Origin of the sequence: Cupriavidus sp. UBA2010, assembly GCF_002335265.1 — a bacterium.
In the GTDB taxonomy this organism is placed as follows: Bacteria; Pseudomonadota; Gammaproteobacteria; order Burkholderiales; family Burkholderiaceae; genus Cupriavidus; species Cupriavidus metallidurans.
Window position 1 is genome coordinate 360,430 of record NZ_DDCI01000036.1, and the last position, 21,480, is coordinate 381,909.

General features: G+C 66.2%; 15 protein-coding genes. 9 read left to right on the forward strand and 6 right to left on the reverse strand.

Annotated features, from left to right (window positions below; all coding sequences use genetic code 11):
- Window positions 1-383: 383 nt before the first annotated feature.
- Window positions 384-1,292 carry a 4-hydroxy-tetrahydrodipicolinate synthase gene (dapA, locus tag B2246_RS28860; RefSeq protein ID WP_286879671.1) on the forward strand — a complete coding sequence of 303 codons (909 nt, stop codon included), beginning with the start codon at window positions 384-386 and terminating at the stop codon, window positions 1,290-1,292.
- Here the strand turns inward: dapA and hemL are convergent.
- Window positions 1,279-2,571: a glutamate-1-semialdehyde 2,1-aminomutase gene (gene hemL / locus B2246_RS28865; protein ID WP_286879672.1), complete on the reverse strand. Its 1,293-nt coding sequence runs from the start codon at window positions 2,569-2,571 to the stop codon at window positions 1,279-1,281. The two genes, dapA and hemL, sit on opposite strands and share 14 nt — an antisense overlap.
- A 245-nt stretch (window positions 2,572-2,816) precedes the next feature.
- Between hemL and B2246_RS28870 the strand changes: the two genes are divergently transcribed.
- The 6 genes from B2246_RS28870 to B2246_RS28895 all read left to right on the forward strand — a co-directional run bounded on the left by B2246_RS28870 (window position 2,817) and on the right by B2246_RS28895 (window position 13,261).
- Window positions 2,817-2,987, forward strand: a complete 171-nt coding sequence (locus B2246_RS28870) for a rubredoxin (RefSeq protein ID WP_008644874.1) — start codon at window positions 2,817-2,819, stop codon at window positions 2,985-2,987.
- A 377-nt stretch (window positions 2,988-3,364) separates the two neighbouring features.
- Window positions 3,365-3,868: a response regulator gene (locus tag B2246_RS28875; RefSeq protein ID WP_008644875.1), complete on the forward strand. Its 504-nt coding sequence runs from the start codon at window positions 3,365-3,367 to the stop codon at window positions 3,866-3,868.
- A gap of 34 nt (window positions 3,869-3,902) precedes the next feature.
- Window positions 3,903-4,271, forward strand: coding sequence for a response regulator (locus B2246_RS28880; RefSeq protein ID WP_008644878.1), 369 nt, complete (start codon window positions 3,903-3,905; stop codon window positions 4,269-4,271).
- Between the two features lie 77 nt (window positions 4,272-4,348).
- Window positions 4,349-4,891, forward strand: a complete 543-nt coding sequence (locus tag B2246_RS28885; protein ID WP_008644881.1) for a chemotaxis protein CheW — start codon at window positions 4,349-4,351, stop codon at window positions 4,889-4,891.
- A gap of 157 nt (window positions 4,892-5,048) precedes the next feature.
- On the forward strand, window positions 5,049-7,250 hold the full coding sequence (locus B2246_RS28890; RefSeq protein ID WP_286879673.1) for a methyl-accepting chemotaxis protein: 2,202 nt from the start codon (window positions 5,049-5,051) through the stop codon (window positions 7,248-7,250).
- A gap of 32 nt (window positions 7,251-7,282) precedes the next feature.
- A complete protein-coding gene (locus B2246_RS28895) occupies window positions 7,283-13,261 on the forward strand; it encodes an Hpt domain-containing protein (protein ID WP_286879674.1) in 5,979 nt (1,992 codons plus the stop codon).
- 72 nt (window positions 13,262-13,333) lie between these two features.
- Here B2246_RS28895 and B2246_RS28900 read toward each other — a convergent pair whose 3' ends face one another.
- The 4 genes from B2246_RS28900 to B2246_RS28915 all read right to left on the reverse strand — a co-directional run bounded on the left by B2246_RS28900 (window position 13,334) and on the right by B2246_RS28915 (window position 17,257).
- Entirely contained in the window at window positions 13,334-14,647 is a 1,314-nt protein-coding gene (locus B2246_RS28900; RefSeq protein ID WP_286879675.1) for an MFS transporter, read from the reverse strand.
- Window positions 14,648-14,756: 109 nt separating this feature from the next.
- Window positions 14,757-15,518, reverse strand: a complete 762-nt coding sequence (locus B2246_RS28905) for an SDR family oxidoreductase (RefSeq protein WP_008643586.1) — start codon at window positions 15,516-15,518, stop codon at window positions 14,757-14,759.
- Between the two features lie 70 nt (window positions 15,519-15,588).
- The gene (locus B2246_RS28910) at window positions 15,589-15,828 is read right to left on the reverse strand and encodes a hypothetical protein (protein WP_008643588.1); all 240 of its coding nucleotides are present in this window, start codon (window positions 15,826-15,828) and stop codon (window positions 15,589-15,591) included.
- Complete coding sequence (locus tag B2246_RS28915; RefSeq protein WP_286879677.1) at window positions 15,821-17,257, reverse strand: aldehyde dehydrogenase family protein; 1,437 nt, start codon at window positions 17,255-17,257, stop codon at window positions 15,821-15,823. Before B2246_RS28915 ends, B2246_RS28910 begins: the two co-directional genes overlap by 8 nt.
- A gap of 164 nt (window positions 17,258-17,421) precedes the next feature.
- On the opposite strand from B2246_RS28915, the gene ppa reads away from it, so the two are divergent.
- Window positions 17,422-17,949 carry an inorganic diphosphatase gene (gene ppa, locus B2246_RS28920; protein ID WP_008643591.1) on the forward strand — a complete coding sequence of 176 codons (528 nt, stop codon included), beginning with the start codon at window positions 17,422-17,424 and terminating at the stop codon, window positions 17,947-17,949.
- A 70-nt stretch (window positions 17,950-18,019) separates the two neighbouring features.
- Here ppa and B2246_RS28925 read toward each other — a convergent pair whose 3' ends face one another.
- Window positions 18,020-19,216: a GNAT family N-acetyltransferase gene (locus B2246_RS28925; RefSeq protein ID WP_286879678.1), complete on the reverse strand. Its 1,197-nt coding sequence runs from the start codon at window positions 19,214-19,216 to the stop codon at window positions 18,020-18,022.
- Window positions 19,217-19,371: 155 nt separating this feature from the next.
- On the opposite strand from B2246_RS28925, the gene B2246_RS28930 reads away from it, so the two are divergent.
- Window positions 19,372-21,435, forward strand: a complete 2,064-nt coding sequence (locus B2246_RS28930; protein WP_286879679.1) for an NAD(+) synthase — start codon at window positions 19,372-19,374, stop codon at window positions 21,433-21,435.
- Window positions 21,436-21,480 lie beyond the last annotated feature (45 nt).

Here is a 21,480-nt window from a genome sequence, read left to right on the forward strand (position 1 = left end):
TGTCAGGGGTCGATAACGTTGAAGTGTAGCGCAGGGTGATTGCCGTACATTGTCAAAAGCTGTCAAGGCGCCACGCTCCGGCAAGCGGGCAGGGCGCTGGATTGGTATCCGGGCACTTGACCACGCCCGCCGTGCCGGCTAGATTCTCCCCCATGCCGCGCGTATCCAATGCCTCCACGACTCGCATCGCCCTCCAGGGCGTGGGTCAGGCCGCGCGCGCCAAAGCCAAAAAACAGTCGCTCGTCTGACCGGAGCGCACTGTTCCGTCAGATGGGCGACGGAACAGTACCGGTCGAAGGGGCGATCTGCCCGCGTTTGCATTCCCCGTGTCCTGCCGCGTCGCGCTCTGACGGTTTCCGAATCGGTCGATCCGGAGTCCTTTCATGCAGAACACGCAGTCCCATCCTGGTTTTCGCGGCATCTGGCTGCCGCTCGTGACCCCTTTTCATCGTGGCGAAGTCGATTTCGACGCCTTGCAGCGTCTGGTTGGCCACTTCAGCGTAACGGGCATCACCGGCTTCGTCGTATGCGGCAGCACTGGCGAGGCGGCTGCGCTGGAGGAGCCCGAGCAACTGGCTGTGCTCGACACGGTGCTCGAATGCGCCAACGGGCTACCGGTGATCATGGGTCTGGCTGGCAACCATCTGGGCCATGTGCTGGCACGCCTGGGCCGCTGCAACGAACGGCCGCTGGCGGGCGTGCTGGCCCCCGCGCCGTACTACATCCGTCCGTCGCAGGACGGATTGCGCGACTACTTCCGGCGACTGGCAGATGCCTCGCGCGCCCCGCTCGTGCTCTATGACATTCCGTACCGAACCGGCACGACGCTGACGCTGGAGACGCTGCTGACGCTGGCTGATCACGGCAATATCGGCGCGATCAAGGATTGCGGCGGCAATGCCCTGAACACGCAGGCGCTGATCGCCGATGGCAGGCTGGCGGTGTTGGCGGGAGAGGATCACCAGCTTCTTGGCACGCTGGCGTTGGGCGGGCAGGGCGCGATCATCGCTTGCGCGCACTTCCATCCGGAGCGGTTCGTGGCGATCTGGCGCGCCGTGTCCGAGGGTCGGCTGGACGAGGCGCGCCGCTTGTTCTACGCATTGATGCCGCTGATCCAGACGCTCTTCGCGGAGCCGAACCCGGGGCCGATCAAGGCGCTGCTGGCGCGTCAGGGCTGGTTGCGCGATGAGCTGCGCGCGCCGATGACCCGCGCATCGCCGGAACTGGTGAACCAGCTCGCGGCGATGTTCGATGCGATGGATACCGTGAGCGGGGCGGTCAGCCAGCCTTGAAGGCCTTGGCGGCGGCAGCCACCGTCGCCTCGATGATCGCATCGTCATGCTTGGCCGAGACAAAGCCGGCCTCGAAGGCCGATGGCGCCAGGTAGACGCCTTCGGCCAGCATGGCATGGAAGAAGCGGTTGAAGCGGCCCACGTCGGCCTTGGTCACCTCGGCGAAGCTGCCGGGCACTTCGTTGGTGAAGTAGATGCCGAACATGCCGCCGATCGCGTCCGCGCAGAATGGCACGCCAGCCTCGCGGGCGGCCGCGGTCAGGCCGTCGGCCAGCTTGCGCGTCTGCGTGGCCAGGCGGTCGTAGAAGCCCGGGGCCTGGATCAGGCGCAGCGTGGTCAGGCCGGCGGCCACGGCCAGCGGGTTGCCGGAGAGCGTGCCGGCCTGATAGACACCACCCAGCGGCGCAAGCTTGGCCATGATGTCGCGCCGGCCGCCGAACGCCGCCGCCGGCATTCCGCCGCCGATCACCTTGCCCAGGCAGGTCATGTCCGGCTTGATGCCGTAGTGCGCCTGCGCGCCGCCAAGCGCCACGCGGAAGCCCGTCATCACCTCGTCGAAGATCAGCACGCTGCCGTGTTCGCTGCACAGGTTGCGCATCGCGGTCAGGAATGCCTCGCTGGCGCGCACCAGGTTCATGTTGCCGGCCACCGGCTCCACGATCACGGCGGCGATCTCGCCCTTGTGGCGCGCGAACGCTTCCTCGAGCTGGGTGACGTTGTTGTACTCCAGCACCATCGTGTGCCGCGTGACATCAGCCGGCACGCCCGCCGACGACGGCGCGTTCTGCGTGGTGTCGGCAAACGTCAGCAGGCCCGAGCCGGCCTTGACCAGCAGGCTGTCGGCATGGCCGTGGTAGCAGCCCTCGAACTTGATGATCAGGTCGCGGCCGGTGAAGCCGCGTGCCAGGCGCAGCGCGCTCATGGTGGCCTCGGTGCCCGACGACACCAGGCGCACCTGCTCGATCGACGGCACGAGCTTGCAGATTTCCTCGGCCATGTCGATTTCGGCCTCGGTCGGCGCGCCGAACGAGAAGCTCTGGGTGGCGGTCTCCTGCACGGCGCGCACCACGTCCGGATGCGCGTGGCCGACGATCATCGGGCCCCAGGAGCCGATGTAGTCGATATAGCGCTGGCCGTCGGCATCCCACATATAGGCGCCCTCGGCGCGGGTGATAAAGCGCGGCGTGCCGCCCACCGAACGGAAGGCGCGGACGGGCGAGTTGACGCCGCCGGGAATGGTCTGCTGGGCGCGATCGAAAAGCTGCTGGTTACGGGACATGGGAATCTGGCTGAAAAGGATTCAGGAGGAAAAACATGCGTCCGGCCGGGGGCCGCGTCGGCTTCGAAATGCTCAAAATATGAGCAAATCGGGTGAATTGCGTGCCGTTCGGGCGGCATCTGCACGCTAACATGCGCGAACGCAAACGAAACTGGTGTGAACGCGCCGGGGCATGGGTGGCGTCATCGGCGCTGATTCGGTACCATCTGCGCTTGATTTTAATGGAGACTGGCAAGAGCCTGCATATGGAATACAAGACTTGGATGTGCCTGATCTGCGGCTGGATTTACGACGAAGCCGCTGGCGCGCCGGAAGACGGCATCGCCCCGGGTACCAAATGGGAAGACGTGCCCATCAACTGGACCTGTCCGGAATGCGGCGCGCGCAAGGAAGATTTCGAGATGGTGGCGATCTGAAGCCATTCGCCGTAACCGTTTCCCGTCGCGGGAAAGAGACAGTTCGACAGGCCGGGCCGGAAGCCCCGGATTGACGGCCTAACTATGAATTGTCACACTTTGCGGCAAAACTGCACCCCGGTCCGGCCTGCGCACGCAGGCTGAGCGCGGTGGTATGCAGCTACAAGAATAAAAGGAGCCGCCAGGTCAAGGCGGCTTCCAGCAAGGCAGGCGCGAGCAGTCAGAACGCGCCGCCGGACCGGCCGGGTAGCCGGGTTTGTTGATTGGGAAAGTTGAAATCGGGGGCCGCCGGCACGCCATGGGTGATGCCGTGCGGGAGTTCTCAAGTGAATGCCGGCGTCCGTGCTTCTCTGCGGGCAGTTGGTCGCGGGAACAACATGCGGGTCACGCAAACAGAAATAGACAGCAAGTCTGTCGACGGGGTCAGAATCGGTGCCGATGCCGGCGCCGACGAGGCATCTGCGGTGTCGGGCCGCAGGGTGTCGGGCAAGATTCTTGTCATCGACGACTCCAGCACCATCCGCCGCACGGCGGAAATCTTCCTGACGAACGCTGGCTATCAGGTCATGCTGGCCGAGGACGGATTCGAGGCGCTCGCCAAGGTTGGCGACCTGCGCCCGGACGTCATCTTCTGCGACATCCTGATGCCCCGTCTGGACGGCTACCAGACCTGCTCTCTCATCAAGAAGAGCCCACGCTTCCACGCCATTCCCGTGATCATGCTGTCGTCTCGCGACGGCGTGTTCGACCGTTCGCGCGGCAAGCTTGTCGGCGCGCATAACCATCTTGCCAAGCCCTTTTCCCGCGAAGCCCTGCTGCAGGCCGTCCAGTCCTGCCTGACGGGTTGCGTGGCCGACGAGGGTGCGGCCGTGGCGGCCTGACAACCGGCCGCCCGAAGCATCCAGGAACAAGACAATGACCATCAGCAAAATCCTTATCGTCGACGATTCGCCCACCGAAGCCCTGTTCATGTCCGACCTGCTCGGCAAGAAGGGCTTCAAGGTTTCCGTGGCCGGCAACAGCGACCAGGCCATGGCCCGGCTCGAGGCGGACGCTTTCGACCTGATCCTGATGGATGTGGTGATGCCGGGTCAGAACGGCTACCAGGCCACGCGCGCGATCAAGCGCGACGACCGCTTCAAGGACATCCCCGTGATCATGTGCACCAGCAAGGGCCTGGAAACCGACCGGATCTGGGGCATGCGGCAGGGCGCGTCGGACTACGTCGTCAAGCCGGTGGACAGCGAGGAACTGCTGTCGAAGATCGCCGCGCTGGCGAACTGAGCCAGCCAGCCCATCAGCAAGCGGGCAACGCGCTCCGGCACCACTGCCCCAAGGTTTCACCTACCGGTATCCCCATCATGAACGCGCCGCGCCAAGACCTTCGTGCCCGCCAGACCCGCCTGCAGGATTACCAGGCCATGCTGGCCCGACGTCTGCGCGACGCGCGCAACCTGCCGGCCGTCGATAGCTACCTGGGTGTGGTGGTGGGCCAGCGCAACTGGCTGCTGCCGTTGCTGGAAACCGGCGAGGTGATCGAGATGCGCCAGCCTGCCGGCGTGCCGCTGACGCAGCCCTGGTATCGCGGCCTGGTCAACGCGCGCGGCAACCTGCTGGGCGTGATCGATTTCGCCATGTTCTGTGGCGACGGCCCCACGCCGGTACAGCCGGGCAGCAAGATCGTCGTCCTGTCGCGTCACGTCGAACGTGCGTGCGGCATCATCGCCACGCGCGTGCTGGGTCTGCGCCATGCGGCGGATCTGACGCCGGCTCAGGGTGAGGAACCCGAAGGCTGGCAGGGCTTGCGCTTCGCGGACAGGGAGGGGCGTGGCTGGCAGGTGCTTGATATCGGGCAGTTGCTGGCGTCGCCTGTGTTTCTGCAGGCCGGCCGTACCGTGGCTTGATCAGCGGAATCTGGAAATGAAGCCGTTTCAGAATGAAGCGCAGTGGTTCTGGCTGGGCGCGGGGCCGCAGACAGTACAAGTGGGTTGGCAAGGCCCCGCAACGACGCCGGAATCATTCTGAAGCGGCTTCATAATAACGAACGAACAGAGGGTTGCTATGGGTATCAAGAAGATCGGCCTGGGTCGCCGCACCGCAGCCGCGGGCGCTGCCGCAGAAGTGGCGGCGCCGGGTGGCGCCGCGTTTGCGGCGGCCGGCGCGGCCAGACAGCAGGGCGGCCTTGGCCAGACCCCTGTCGAGATGATGTCGGGCTGGCTGATGCGGATGCCGTTCTCGGCGCAGCAGCGCGCGCTGACCGTGGGCGTGGTGGTGTCGCTGTCGGCGCTGCTCGCCTCCGTGTACCTTGATAACCGGCAGGCCAGCAACGGCGCGGCGCAGATCGAGGTGACCGGCGACATGCTGATGCACTCGCAGCGTCTCGGTAAGGCGGTGCCTGTGGCGCTGCTCGGTAACGCCCAGGCGTTCAAGCAGCTGCGAGAGTCGAAAGAGCAGTTGACCACCGACATGCTGGCGCTGCAGAACGGCAGCGACGAGAAGCATGTGCGGGCCACGAGCGGGCCGGGCGAGCCGCTGCTGGAAAAGGCGATGGGCTCGTGGAAGCGTTCCGAGAAGAGCGCCGCCGACGTGCTCGCCCAGCAGGCCATTCTGACGACGATCGGCCAGACGCTGCAGATCTTCAACGCGTCCAACCCCGAACTGCTCGAAGCCGCCGAACAGGTGGCGGCCATCAAGCTGCAGTCGGGTGCCAATACACGTGAGGTGGCGGCTTCCGCTCAGCTGGTGATGCTGACGCAGCGTCTGGGCAAGAACCTCAACGAGTTCCTCTCGGGCGAAGGCGTCAACCCTGAAACCGCGTTCCTGCTTGGCAAGGACACCAACACGTTCCGCGAAACACTCGACGGCCTGATCAACGGCTCCGAAGCGCTGCGTCTGACCGCCGCGCACGATGCCGAGACGCGCAGCTACCTGCAGCAGCTTTCGCAGCGCTTCGACGCCGTGCAGAAGACCACGCAGACGATTCTGCAGAACCTGCCTGGCCTGATCGCCGCCAAGCGCGCCCAGCAGCAGATCTTCAACGACAACGAAGCCCTGCGCGGCGAGTTGTCGGCGTTGCAGTCGGCCTATGCGCAGGATGTGCGCTTCCGCCCCTGGACACTGGGCGCGATGGTTATCTCCGCGCTGGCCACGCTGCTGTGCCTGGCCGGTCTCGCGGCCCTCTACCTGCGCGACTCGCGCGTCCGGGCGCTCGAAGCCGAGGCGCGCGAGCACGAAGCCGAAGCGCGCCGACTCGATGAAAAGCGCAACAACGACGCCACCCAGAAGGCCATTCTGCAGCTGATGAATGAGCTGCAGGACATTGCTGACGGTGACTTGACGCGTCAGGCCACCGTGACCGAGGACATCACTGGCGCCATCGCCGACTCGGTGAACTACACGGTGGAAGAACTGAAGGAACTGGTGGGCCGCGTGCAGCAGACCGCTGGAGACGTGCAGCACGCCTCGACGCAGGTGCAGGAAACCTCGGTGCAACTGGCCACCACGACCGAGCAGCAGTCGCGCCAGATTCGTCAGACCGGCGAATCCGTGGTGGAGATGGCGGACCGCATCACGCAGGTTTCACGCGGTGCGGCCGAATCGGCCAACGTGGCACGCGCATCGCTGGCCGCGGCGGAGCAGGGCCAGCACGCCGTGCAGAACGCGATCGCGGGCATGAACGGCATTCGCGAGCAGATCCAGGAAACGTCCAAGCGGATCAAGCGTCTGGGCGAATCGTCGCAGGAGATCGGTGAAATCGTCGAGCTGATCTCGGACATTACCGAACAGACCAACGTGCTGGCACTGAACGCCGCCATCCAGGCGGCTTCCGCAGGCGAAGCCGGCCGCGGCTTCTCGGTGGTGGCGGAAGAGGTGCAGCGTCTGGCCGAACGTTCGGGCGAGGCAACCAAGCAGATCGGCGCGCTGATCCGCACGATTCAGACCGACACCCAGGACGCCGTGCACGCCATGGAGCAGAGCACGCAGGGCGTGGTCGAGGGCGCGCGCCTGTCCGATAACGCGGGTGCCGCACTGGTCGAGATCGGTCGCGTGTCGCGCCAGCTCGCCGAGCTGATCGAACAGATCTCGCAGACCACATCGCACGAAGCGGGCCTGGCCACCAACGTGGCCCGCCACATCGACGGCATCCTGCAAGTGACCGCGCAGACCACCGCCGGCACGCGCCAGACCGCCGCGTCGGTGCGCCAGCTGACCGCACTGACCGAAGAGCTGCGTAACTCGGTATCGCGGTTCAAGATCGCCTGACGGCCGCCCGCAAGGGCGCAACGGAACTGGTCATGTCTTTCAATACCATCCTGTCGAGCGAAGTGGCCGAGGCGGCCGCGGCGCAACTGTCATCCACGCCGGAGCCTGCTCCCGTTCCGGCGGCGGAGGCACCCGCCGCGCCGCAGCGCGACCTGTCGGTGCTGGCCTGGCTCGCGCCAAGCCTGCGTACCGCGCTCGACGATGCCGCCATCGAACTCGGCCACTACGTGGACGAGATCCAGCAGACGCCGGAGGCGTTGGGCGCGCGCGATACCACTTCGCTGCGGCTGGCCGGCCAGCAACTGCATCAGGCCGCAGGCGCGGTGCATATCGTCGGGCTGCGCGGCGTGGATGCCTATTGCCAGGCATTGCGCCGCCTGCTCGAGGCCATCGACGCCGGCACGGTGCCCGCCAGCCAGGAAACGCTCGTGGTGTTCCGCACCGGCGCGCAGGCGCTGGCCGAGTACGTCGACGACCTGATGGCGGGCGATGCCGAAGACCCGCTGCGCCTGTACCAGCCCTATGCCACCGCGTTGAACCTGATGAAGGAAGAGCGCGTGCATCCGGCGGACCTGTGGCTCGATGAGCTGCAGATGCTGCCGGGTATCGTGCTGCCTACGCTTTCGGCATCGGCCGTCACCCGGGCGCGCCAGCGCTTCGAGGCTGCCTTGCTGCGCGCGCTGCGCTTGCCCGCGCCGTGCCCGGACACGTCCATGCTGCGCGAGGCCTGGCTGCCGCTGCAACTGGCGCTCGACGACGTGCGCAACCAGGAGCAGGAGGCGCGCCGCGCCACAGACACGCCTGATCGCGGTATCTGGCATACGCTGGCCATGGTGTTCCGTGGCCTCGCTCATGGCCTGCTGCCGTCCGATCTGCTGGCCAAGCGTTTCGCTGCACGCACGCACCTGCTGGTGCGCCAGTACCTGCAAGGCCAGGTGCGCGTGCCGCAGGCGCTGTTGAACGATGCGATTTTCTTCCTGGTCAGCACCGGGCTGGCCGCCGATGAATCCGACGACATCGCGACGCCCGCCGTGCAAGTTGCCGTGCAGGTGCTGCGCGCCGATATCGCTCGCAGCCTGCAGGCATATCGTGTCGACCCGGCGCATGTGGTGGCGCGTGCCGACTTCCGCCAGCGCTACTACGGCTGGCTCGATGCCATCGACACCCGCAATCTGCAGCAGGCCGCGCGGTCGATCGAGCGTGCGGCAGGCGAGGATCAGGCCGGCTGGGAGCTGGCGGTGGCCTCGCTCGCCGAAGCGGCGCTGCCGCTTGCTCAACCGGCTTTGGAGCAATGCCTGACCGCGGTGGCTGCTCATGCGGGCCGCCGTCCGTCGAACGACGCGCTGGGCCGTGCTGGCGTGGCGCTGTTCCTGTCGCAGGCGCTGGCAATGCCGTGGCGTGTGCATGGCAAGTCAGGTCACGCATCGGCACAGGAATTCGCGCAGCGCTGCGACGCGCTGGCTGCCTGCCTGGCCAATCCCGATGCCCAGGCACCGGCCTGGCTCGCCGGGATGGTCGAGGCCGCCAGTGCCCAGGCAATGCGTGCGGAAGCGGTCGCTCAGTTGCGCGCGCAACTCGACAGCGGCGAATCATGGCTCGATACGTATGATCGCAACGCGGCGCGTCCTGACGCCAGCGAAGCATTGGCCGATGCCAGACAGGCATTCGAATCCCTGCTTGCCACGCTCGAGCGCGTGTACGTCAGCGCGGCGATGCGGGATGGCATCGACGAAGCGGCGGAGGCGGCGCTGGAAGCGGTGCGGACCGTGCTGCGGTGGCTGGAAGTCCTGCCCGGAACTGTCGAGGAAGCGTCGCGCATCGCGATGCTGTCCGATATCGCCGCCGAGCTTGGCGCGGTACATGCCTTTGCCGATCTGCTGGAGTTTGGACGGGCCAAGGCCGATGTCACGGAAGACGACATCTACGCGGACTTGCAGCATCGCGATCCGGCGCCGCAGGGCGTGCTGGCGGTGGCGCGTGGCGCGGCCATGGATGCGATCCGCGTGGCGGCAGGCGCCGACTCGCCAGAGATCCAGCGCCTGCGTGGTGCGTTGCAGGCGGTCTCCGATCAGGCCGCCATCGACGACGATGCGGCGCTGCGGCGTCAGGCCAGCGAAGCCACCACGCAACTCCATGCATGGCTAGCCGGCAGCGATTCGGCGGCCGAACGTATGATCGTGGCACTGGCCGATCCACTGCCGGCGACGGCTGCAGCACCGGCAGCCACCGTGGCGCCGGCCGCCGCGCCGATGCCGGTGGATGCCGAAGCGATCGACGCCGAGCTGCTTGAGATTTTCCTCTCCGAGGCCGAAGAGGTGCTCGGGAGTATCGCCGCCGACGTGCAGGGCGGGCTCGAGGCACTGCGCGATACCGATGTGCTGAGCCGCGTGCGTCGCGGCTTCCATACGCTCAAGGGCTCCAGCCGCATGGTTGGCCTGAGCCGCTACGGCGAAGCCGCGTGGGCCGTCGAACAGGTCATGAATCTGTGGATTGCCGAAGCACGCGAGCCGCAGCCCGAACTGCTTGTGCTGCTGCACCAGGCGCACGATCTGCTGCGCGAATGGGCGCAGGCGTTGCAGCAGGACCCGTCGACCGTACGGGACATCGCTGGACTCGTTGCCGCCGCGCAGCGTGTGCGCGATCCAGACTCGGCGCCGGCCCACGCTGCCGCCGCCGCTGCCGTCGACGCAACTGCGCCGCTGGACCCGCTCGATGCGCTGCTGACGCTGCCGGCCGCGCAGCCAGATGTGGCTGCGGAGGAGGTTCCGGCCGAGGACAACGTGCTGCCGTTCCGCCTGTCCGGCGGACTCGCCAGCGACGACGACAACTACAAGGTGATTGGCCCGGTCCGGATCGGACTGCCGCTCTACAACGTCTACCTGCAGGAAGCCGACGATCTGCTGCGGCAGTTCGCGACCGATCTGTCCGAGTGGAAGCACGAGGAACATCCTTGTCCGAGCGAGCTTGCGCTGCGCGTGGCTCACACGCTGCAGGGCAGCGCGTCGACGGTGGGCCTGGAGCCGGTGCGCGAGATCGCCGAGGCGCTGGAGCAGCTTCTGCTGCTGCTGGGCCGGCACCCGGTCGCGATGCATCCGGGCGATTTCCGCTTGCTGGAGCAGGCCGTCGAACGGCTGCGTGGCATGCTGCACCAGTTCGCCGCGGGCATCTGGCCTGATGCCGATGCCGCGGTCGTCCGCGACCTGAACGATTTTGGCGAGCGAGCGCTGATGCGCCCGCGCGCAGCGGTGCCGGAGACCGATGTGTCGGGACAGGTGGGCTCGGTCGCGCGATTGTTCGGTCAGTCGCAGCCTGCTGAAGATACCGATGATGCCGATCTGCGGGAATTGCCCGAGCCGCACGCGGTGACGAACCTTCCGCCGGTCAAGCTGACGCCGATCACATCGCTCCCGCCGGTCTCGGCGCCAACGCTGACGACAGTCGGTCCGGCCGACGCCGAGACGCCGGTGCATGATGCGGTGGTGATTTCGTTGCCGACGCCGCGCCATGAGTCGGCAGCCGTCGCGCACGTATCGCCGGGCGCTCCTGACGTACTTGACGCACCGCAGGTCGACTTGTCGACCGACGCCTCGTCACTCGATCCGGCACTGGTGGAGATCTTCCTTGAGGAAGCACAAGGCAGTCTGCCCGACCTCGGCAAGATGTTGCGCACCTGGGAATCCGCACCTGCCGATACCCAGCACGGCGGGCTGATCCTGCGCGGGCTGCACACGCTGAAGGGCAGCGCGCGCATGGCTGGCGCGATGGCCCTGGGTCAGGCCGCGCACGAAATGGAAACGCTGCTCGAAGCGAGCGTGCGTGGCCAGCGCATGGCGCCGGAGTTATTCGGCCGCCTCTATGCCTGGTACGACCGCATCCTCGCGCACGTTGATGCGTTGCAGAGCGGCCGGCTGCTGCCGGTGGACGATGCCGATGTGGTCAACGGGTTGATCGCGGCCGAGCCCGAATCCGCCGTGCCGGCTGTGCCGGTTACATCGGTGGTGTCGATGGACGTGACGCAGCAGCCTACGCAGGATCTGCTACCGGCCGCGCCGCAGGCGATGCCGGTGCCGGCGAACCTGCCGACCGATGCCGATCGCCAGCGCGCGCTGGTGCGGGTGCAGGCCCGCGCGCTCGATACGCTGATCAACGATGCGGGTGAAGTGGGCGCGACGCGAGCGCGTCTGGATAGCGAACTGCTGGCGCTGCGCAGCTACCTCGGTGAACTGAACGATAACGTCGCGCGTCTGCGGATGCAGCTTCGCGAGATCGAAATCCAGGCCGAGACGCAGATGGCATCGCGCATCGCCGACGCGCAGCAAAACCAGGAATTCGACCCGCTCGAGTTCGACCGCTTCACGCGCTTCCAGGAACTGACGCGGATGATGGCCGAGTCGGTGAACGACGTGGCGACCGTGGAGCAGAACCTGCAGCGCGGCTTTGACCGCGCGTCGGGCGACCTGGCAGCGCAGGCGCGACTCACGCGTGGCTTGCAGCGCGGGCTGATGCAGGCTCGCATGGTGCAGTTCGATGCGCTGGCCGAGCGTCTCTACCGCGTGGCGCGGCAATCCGCGACCGAGACTGGCAAGGAAGTGCGCCTGCTGATCAAGGGCGGCACGGTGGAAATCGACCGCTCGGTGCTGGACCGCATGGCCGGCCCGATCGAACACCTGATCCGCAATGCCGTGGTGCATGGCATCGAGCCGGCCGACGCGCGTCGTGCCGCCGGCAAGTCGGCCACGGGCGCGCTGACGCTGGAAGTGCAGCAGGAAGGCAACGAGGTCGTGCTGACGTTCTTCGACGACGGTGGCGGCCTTGACCTTGCTCGCATTCGTCAACGGGCGGTGGCGCGGCACCTGCTGGCGCATGACGAGGATGCCAGCGACGCACGCCTGACCGAGATGATCTTCGCGCCGGGCTTTACGACGGCCGATGCGGTGTCCGAACTCGCGGGCCGGGGCGTTGGCATGGACGTGGTGCGATCGGAGACGGTGGCGCTGGGTGGCCGTATCACGCTCTCGACGGAAGTTGGACGGGGCACCAGTTTCACGGTGCATCTGCCGCTGACCACGGCTATCACGCAGGTGCTGCTGGTCTCGCTGGGCGGACGCCTGTATGCCATCCCGAGCGGCATGATCGACCAGGTGCACCAGCTGCGCGAAAAGCCGCTGCTCGATGCCTACAATGCCCGCCGCTTTGGTCCTGCGGGCGCGGATGCGCCGTTCTACTACTTCGGCGCGCTGCTGGAGGAAACCGCGCCGATGGCGTCGGGCCGCAAGTACTCGCCGGTGGTGGTGGTGCGTTCGGGCGCCGAGCGCGTGGCCGTGCACGTGGACGAAGTGATCGGTAACCGCGAAGTGGTGGTGAAGCACATCGGCCCGCATCTGGCTCGTCTGGAAGGCATTGCAGGAGCAACCACGCTGGGCGATGGCGAGATCGTGCTGATCTACAACCCCGTGGTGCTGGCGCAGCGGTGGATGCGCGAGCGCGGCGGCGTGGCACCGTCCGCGCCGGTACACCTGCGGGCGCCGGAGACGATGGGCGCCGTGGCCGAGTTTGCGGGCAATGGCGAAGCGGTGCCCGTGGCGGGTCTGATCACACAGCCGACCGTCATGGTGGTGGACGACTCGCTGACCGTGCGCAAGGCCAGCCAGCGGCTGCTGACGCGCGCCGGCTACCAGGTAGTGCTGGCCCGCGACGGCGTCGACGCACTGCGTCAGCTACAGGAGGTGATGCCCGATGCGATGCTTGTCGACATCGAGATGCCGAACATGGACGGTTTCGACCTGACGCGCAATGTTCGCGCCGACAGCCGCACGAGCCAGATGCCGCTGGTGATGATCACCTCGCGCACTGCGGAGAAGCACCGTCGCTATGCCGCGGAGATTGGCGTGAACGTGTACCTGGGCAAGCCGTTCAACGAGGATGAATTGCTGCGCACGCTGCAGCAGCTGATCGGCGAGAAGGCCGCTGCAGCGGCCGGGTCGGTGGCGCAGATGTTGGGCGAGTCGTAAGCCGTTCGCTTCGGCCGGCGCCGCTCTCCCGTCCTACGGGAGAGCGGCGCTTCAACCCAAACCTTCTATCCCTCAATCCTTCTTCTGATTCACCATCCGCGCCGGCACCGACAGCGTCAGCGCAGCGCCCACCACCATGCAGACCGCCAGCAGGTACATGCCTGAGTCGGTACTTTGCGTCATGTCCTTGAGCCAGCCCACCGCGTAGGGGCTCAGGAAGCCAGCCAGATTTCCGAGGGAATTGATCAGCGCGATGCCCGCGGCGGCGCCGGTTCCGGCCAGGAAGGACGTCGGCAGGCTCCAGAACAGCGGCAGCGTGGTCAGGATGCCAATCGTGGCGATCGTCAGGGCCACCATCGCCATGGTCGTGTCGCTGTGCCATTGCACCGACAGCACCAGACCCACCGCGCCGGCCAGCGCCGGAATCGCGATATGCCAGCGCCGCTCGCCGCGACGGTCGGCGCTGCGCGCGAACAGGATCATCCCGATCACCGCGCACCCGTAGGGAATCGCGGTCAGCAGGCCCACGTCGAGCGCGCCCTTCACGCCGGTCTGCTTGATGATCGTCGGCAGCCAGAAGCTCACGCCATACAGGCCCATCACGAAGCTGAAGTAGATCGCGCTCATCAGCCACACGCGCGGGCTCGACAGCACCTGGACCACGGGCGGGTCTTCCTTGTGCTGGTCCTCGCTGGCGATATTCCGCTGGAGCAGCGCCTTCTCGTCATCGGTCAGCCACTTGGCGTGGGTGATGCGGTCGTCGAGATACGCCAGCACCCACAGGCCCACCAGGATCGACGGGATGCCTTCGACCAGGAACATCCATTGCCATCCCGACCAGCCGTTGTGGCCGTCGAACGATTGCATCAGCCACCCGGACAGCGGGCCACCGATCACGCCGGACAGCGCGATGGCCGTCATGAAGTACGTGGTCGTGCGTCCGCGCCGGCTGGCCGGGTACCAGTAGGTCAGGTACAGGATGATACCGGGGAAGAAACCCGCTTCCGCCACGCCCAGCAGAAAGCGCAGCACGTAGAACATCATCGGCGTGGTGACGAACATCATCGCCGCCGAGATCAGGCCCCAGGTGATCATGATCCGCGCGATCCAGATGCGCGCACCCACCTTGTGCAGGATCACGTTGCTCGGCACTTCGAAGATGAAGTAGCCGATAAAGAAGATGCCCGCGCCGAGGCCGTAGATCGTCTCGCTGAACTTGAGGTCGTTGAGCATCTGCAGCTTCGCGAAGCCCACGTTGACGCGGTCCAGATAGGCCACCACGTAACAGAGCAACAGGAAGGGCACCAGGCGCCAGCTCACCTTGCGGTAGGTGGCGTCCTCGAAGCCGGCGTCTTGCGCGCCGGAACTGACTGCGGTCGTTGTCATTGCTGTCTCCTCTTTCGGGTTTTGCTTTGGGATACGACGTTACCGCTGGGTTGGAAAAACGAATCGGGGGCAACTCGGATTCACATCGGATGTGAATCGGGGGCGTGGATCAGACGCAGCGTCCTCCATCGACTTCGATGCAGGTGCCGGTGATGAACGCGGCTTCGTCTGATGCCAGGTACAGGCAGGCGTTGGCCACGTCCTGCGGTGTCGACATGCGACCCATCGGGATTGTGGCCAGGAACTTCGCGCGGTTCTCCGGGGTGTCAGGCAGGCCCATGAACTGTTCGAGCAGGCCGGTGGCGCCGATGACGGGGTTGACGCAGTTGACGCGGATATTGTCGGGGCCAAGCTCGGCGGCCATGGCCTTGCTGGCGACGATGACCGCGCCCTTGCTGCCGTTGTACCAGACCAGCCCGGGGCGGGGGCGAATGCCGGCGGTGGAGGCCACGTTGACGAAATTGCCGCCGCCGCGCTTGCGGAAATGTGGGATGAAGTGATGCGCGGACCAGTAGATGCTCTTGACGTTGACCGCGTAGACGCGATCGAACTCGGCTTCGGTGACTTCCAGGATCGGCTTGTTGCGATGGGTCGTGCCGGCGTTGTTGACCACGCAGTGGACGTCGCCGAACGCGGCCAGCGTCGCATCGCGCATCGCGGCCACGTCATCGCCCTGCGACACGTCGGCACGCATCGCGCGCGCCTGGCCTCCTGCCTCGCGGATGGCCGCCGCCACACGCTCGGCGGCTTCCAGGTTCAGGTCGGCCACCATCACGCTGGCGCCTTCGCGCGCGAACGTGTGCGCGATGCCCTCGCCAAAGCCCGAACCCCCACCTGTGACTACCGCTACCTTTCCAGACAGTCTGGCCATCGTTTGTCTCCTGTGATTGTGGTCCGGACGCGGTGCATGCCGCGCCTGGTAACCGTCCAGCTACGGATGCTCAGTGGAAGGGGCCTTTGCCCCGCAATGCATTGCCGACCATCATGATGGCCAGCAGGAAGGGCAGGGCGACATAAAGGCACCAGTGGATGCGATCCCCCAGCGACTCGCCCCATTTGCGTTTGAAGACTTGCAGGCGCGGCATGCCGGACGGGTTCGTGGCGCGCTTGTTTCTCACGTGCCAGGCCATCCAGAAAAAGAAGATGGCGAACGCGACCGACAGGAAATTGATGTTACCCATGTTGAATGGCAATGGTTTTCAGAGTGGTGAATCCGTACAGGGCCTCGAAGCCCTTCTCCCGGCCGTAGCCTGACTGGCCGGTGCCGCCGAACGGCAGCTCGACGCCGCCGCCGGCGCCATAGTTGTTGATGAATACCTGGCCCGCGCGCAGCTTGCGCGCCAGGCGCAACTGCCGCCCGCCGTCGCGCGTCCAGACCCCGGCCACGAGGCCGTACGCGGTGCCGTTGGCCAGTTGCAGGGCTTCGTCCTCGGTATCGAACGGCATGGCCGCCAGCAGCGGGCCGAAGACTTCCTCCTGCGCCAGCCGGTGCGTGGCCGGCACGTCGCGGAACAGCATCGGCACCTGGTAGTAGCCGGACTCAGGCGCTTCCGCCACGATCTGGCCCTGCGCCATCACGGAGATGCCGGCGTGCTGTGCGTCGGAGACGAAGTCCCAGACACGCTGCTGCTGCTTGCGGCTGATCAGCGGGCCGCATTCGAGATCGAGTTCCGAGGGGCCCACGCGCAGCGATTCGAAGACGCTGGCGACGCGGTCGAGCAACTCCTCGTAGACCGGCCGTTCCACCAGCAGGCGGCTGCCCGCCGAGCAGGTCTGGCCCGCATTCTGCACGATGCCGTTGACCACCACGGGCAGCAGCGCGTCGAGGTCGGCATCGGCAAAGACAATCTGCGGCGACTTGCCGCCGAGTTCCAGCGTCACCGGCACGTGGTTTTCGGCCGCGAGCTGGGATACGAGCTTGCCGGTTTCGGGCGATCCCGTGAACGAAATATGGTTGATGCCGGGGTGCCGGGCCAGTGCCGCGCCCGCTTCGTGGCCGTAACCGGTGACGATGTTCAGGGCGCCTTCGGGCAGGCCGGCTTCGGCGGCCAGTTCGGCCACGCGCAGCAGCGACAGGCAGGCATCCTCGGCCGGCTTGACCACGCACGCGTTGCCGGCGGCCAGCGCCGCGCCCACGCTGCGGCCGAAGATCTGCAGCGGGTAGTTCCACGGGATGATGTGGCCGGTTACCCCATGCGGCTCGCGCACGGTCAGGACGGTATAGCCGGCCTGATAGGGGATCGTCTGACCATGCAGCTTGTCTGCCGCGCCCGCGTAGAACTCGAAGTAGCGTGCCACCGCCCGTGCGTCGGCACGGGCCTGGCGCAGCGGCTTGCCGGTGTCGCGTGCTTCCAGCGCGGCCAGTTCGTCCTCATGCGCTATCAAGGTGAGCGCCACGCGGTTCAGCAGACGCACGCGGTCGGCAGGGGACATCGCGCCCCAGGCGCCGTCGAACGCCCGGCGGGCCGCGTGGACGGCCACGTTGACGTCCGTGGCGTTGCCGCGGGCGATCTCGGCGAAGGGTTGGCCGCTGGACGGGTCGAACACCTTGATGCGCAGGCCGGAGTCCGGGGCGATCAGGCGGTTGGCGACAAAATGCTGGGCGTGCATGCGGGGTCTCCACGGGCTCCGTTATGGAGCCATTGCTGAATTCGGGAATGCCGCATTATCGCGCACCGCGCGGGGCGTGCAAGGCACCCGGATGTCAGCCAGAGGTAAGAAGCAAACCGCTATAATGCCGGCCATCCCAACACACAGGCATTCGGAGAACTCTCATGAGCTTCAACCTCGTCTCCCCGGGCAAGGACCTTCCCAACGATTTCAACGTCATCATCGAGATCTCGGCCCAGAGCGATCCCGTGAAGTACGAGGCCGACAAGGAGACCGGCCTGCTGTTCGTGGACCGCTTCATTGGCACCGGCATGCGCTACCCGGCCAACTACGGCTTCATCCCGCAAACGCTGTCGGGCGACGGCGACCCGGTGGATGTGCTGGTCATCACCCCGTTCCCGATCCTGGCCGGCGCCGTTGTGCGCTGCCGTGCACTGGGCATGCTGAAGATGACCGACGAGTCGGGCGTGGACGCCAAGCTCGTGGCCATCCCCATGGACAAGCTGTGCCCGGCTACCGCCCACATGAAGGGTCTGTCGGATGTGCCGCAAAATACGCTCGACCAGATCAAGCACTTCTTCGAGAACTACAAGGCACTCGAAGCCGGCAAGTGGGTCAAGGTGGAAGGCTGGGCTGGCATCGAAGAAGCCCACAAGGAAATCAGCGACGGCGTGGCGAACTTCACGAAGTAATTCGCTGCCTACCGCGTTATCGAAGAAACCCGCCATCTGGCGGGTTTTTTTGTTGCCGGGGGACGACTCGCTACTCGCGCGCGCCCGCGAACGGATTCCGCTCGTTCAACTCATCCATATACGCATCGATCCCCTGACGCTCCCGCTCCAGGAAGCGCTCGACCGCGTCGGCGAACGACGGGTGCGCCAGCCAGTGCGCGGAGCGCGTGGCCACTGGCAGGAAGCCGCGCGCCATCTTGTGTTCGCCCTGCGCGCCGCCTTCGAACGTGCCGATGCCTTCGCGGATGCAGAACTCCAGTGGCTGGTAGTAGGCAGTCTCGAAATGCAGGCAGGGATGGTGTTCCAGCGCGCCCCAGTAGCGGCCGTACAGCGTGCTGACCGCCGGATCGGCATCGTAGACCAGCAGTGAGCTGGCGATGTCGCGGCCTTCGCGCTCGGCGATCACCAGCAACAGGTGCTCGGGCATCGCCGCGCCGATGCGGCGGAAGAAATCGAGGTTCAGGTAGGGCGTGGAGTGGTGATCGCGGTAGGTCTGGCGATAGCAACGGTTGAACAGCTTCCACGCATCGTCGTCGATGTCGGCCCCGCGCAGATGGCGGAACGTGATGCCGGCCTCCGTCACGCGACGGCGCTCGGCGCGGATGTTCTTGCGCTTCTTCTGCGATAGCGTGGCCAGGAACGCGTCAAAGTTCTCGTAGCCCGGATTGGACCAGTGGAACTGCACGCCGTGGCGCATCATCATCCCGGCCTCGTCCATCAGGTCGGCTTCATGGTCCGACGGAAACAGCACGTGGAGCGACGAGAGCTCGCTCTCCTGGGCCAGCGCCAGCGCGAAGCGCAGCAGCACGCGGCGCGACAGTTCATCCTCGGCCAGCAGCCGCGCGCCACGCACCGGTGTGAACGGAATCGCGGCCAGCCATTTCGGGTAGTAGGGGATGCCGTGCTGGCGGTAGGCATCGGCCCAGGCCCAGTCGAATACGTACTCGCCGTAGGAATGGGATTTGGCGTAGAGCGGCATTGCCGCGGCCAGCCGGTCCCGGCCCGGCTCCTTGCCGTCGGGCACCCACAGCGCCAGGAAGCGCGGCGACCATCCGGTTTCGTCCGTGGCGCTGCCGCTGGCGTGCAGCGCCTGCAGGAACGCGTGGCGCAGGAATGGCGTGGGCTCGGCCTGCGCGGCGAGCAGCGCATCCCAGTCGTTGGCGTCGATGTCGGCAAGGTCCTGCACGATCTCCGTGCGGTAGTTGGGGCTGAGGCGCGATTCGCTCATGAATACTGGGGAGGGCGGGGGAGGGCAGGTTGTCCACGGCCAGATGCTGGTCGAGTCTACCGGAAACGATGCTGCGGCGCAGGATGCGGGGCAGCACGCGCCGCGTGTGCGTCGTAGAATGCAGGCATCCTCAGCCCCCCAATCCTGGGCCATCCATGACTCACCCGTTCTTCAACCTCTATTCCCACGGCTTCGCGCGCGTGGCCGTGGGCGTGCCCGAGTGCCGCGTGGCCGATCCGGCCTTCAATGCCGAGCAGACGATCCTGCTGGCGCGCCAGGCGGCCGACGGCGGCGCCGTGCTGGTGGCGTTTCCGGAACTGGGCCTGTCGGCTTACACGTGCGATGACCTGTTTCACCAGCGGGCGCTGCTGCGCGAATGCGAACTGGCGCTGCAACGGATCGTGGAGGCGTCGGCCGGGATCAATGCGGCGCTGATCGTCGGCCTGCCGGTACTGGTGGAGCACCAGCTGTTCAACTGCGCGGTGGTTGTGGCCGGCGGCAAGATTCAGGGCGTGGTGCCCAAGAGCTATCTGCCCAATTACTGGGAATTCTATGAGGCACGCCAGTTCAGCTCCGCGGACTGCGCGGCCACGCCGCTGGTCTCGCTGCTCGGCGCGGAGGTGCCGTTCGGTGCCGATCTGCTGTTCGAGATCGAGAGCATTCCATTTTTCCGCTTCCATGCGGAGATCTGCGAAGACGTCTGGGTGCCGATTCCCCCGTCGTCGTTTGCCGCGCTGGCCGGTGCCACCGTACTCGTGAACCTGTCGGCATCGAATATCGTGATTGGCAAGTCGGGGTATCGCCATCAGCTCGTGTCGCAACAGTCGGCACGCTGCCTGGCCGCGTACCTGTACACGTCCGCCGGAAAGGGCGAATCGACGACCGATCTGGCCTGGGATGGCCAGGCGCTGATCTATGAAAACGGTGAACTGCTGGGCGAATCGGAGCGGTTTGCCGACAGCTCTCACCTGCTGTTCGCCGATGTCGACCTCGAGCGGCTGTCGCGCGAGCGGATGCACCAGACGTCGTTTGGCCAGTCGGTGCGTCGCCACCGCGAGGAAGTGGAACGCTTTGACACCGTGTCGTTCCACATCGACGTGCCGTCCACGCAGGCCATGCCGCTCCAACGCAAGGTGGCGCGTTTCCCGTATGTGCCGTCGGACCCGCGCCAGCGCGACGAGCGCTGCATGGAGGTCTACAACATCCAGGTGCAGGCGCTGGTGCAGCGGCTGTCGTCGAGCAAGATCTCGAAGGTGGTGATCGGCGTCTCGGGCGGGCTCGATTCCACGCATGCCCTGCTGGTGTGCGCCAAGGCGATGGACCGGCTCGGCCTGCCCCGCTCGAACATCCTGGCCTATACGATGCCGGGCTTTGCCACGAGCGACCGCACGCTGCAGCAGGCGCGCGAACTGATGAAACTGGTGGGCTGCACCGCGCGCGAGATCGATATCCGGCCGAGTTGCCTGGCAATGCTCGCGGATCTGGATCATCCGTATTCGCGCGGCGAGCCCGTCTACGACGTCACGTTCGAGAACGTGCAGGCCGGTGAACGCACCAACCATCTGTTCCGGCTGGCGAATCACAACCATGCGATCGTGATCGGCACCGGCGATCTCAGCGAACTGGCGCTGGGCTGGTGTACCTACGGCGTGGGTGACCACATGTCGCACTACAACGTCAACGCCAGCGTGCCCAAGACGCTTATCAGCCACCTGGTGCGCTGGGTGGCCGAGACCGGGCAGGTGGCCGAGGGAGGCCAGGATGTGCTGCTGGCGGTGCTGGCCACCGACATCAGCCCGGAACTGGTGCCCAGCGGGGCAACCGCGGCCGGGCAGGACAAGGCACCCGAGCAGAAGACCGAACAGATTATCGGGCCGTACGAGTTGCAGGATTTCAACCTGTACTACACGCTGCGCTTCGGGTTCACGCCGTCGAAGGTCGCATTCCTGGCGCTCCATGCCTGGGGTGACGCGGCGCGTGGAACGTGGCCGAACGGACCTCATGTGGCCCGCAACGTCTATCAACTGCCCGAAATCAAGCGCGTCCTCGGTATCTTTGTCGACCGCTTCTTCCGCACCAGCCAGTTCAAGCGCTCCTGTATTCCGAACGCGCCCAAGGTCGGCTCGGGCGGCTCGCTCTCCCCGCGCGGCGACTGGCGCGCGCCGAGCGATGGCGAGTCGGTCGTGTGGATGCGGGATCTCGCGCGGATCCCGGATTGAACCGGCAGAAATCGGGTGCGATTGCGGGCAATGTGGGTCTGCCCG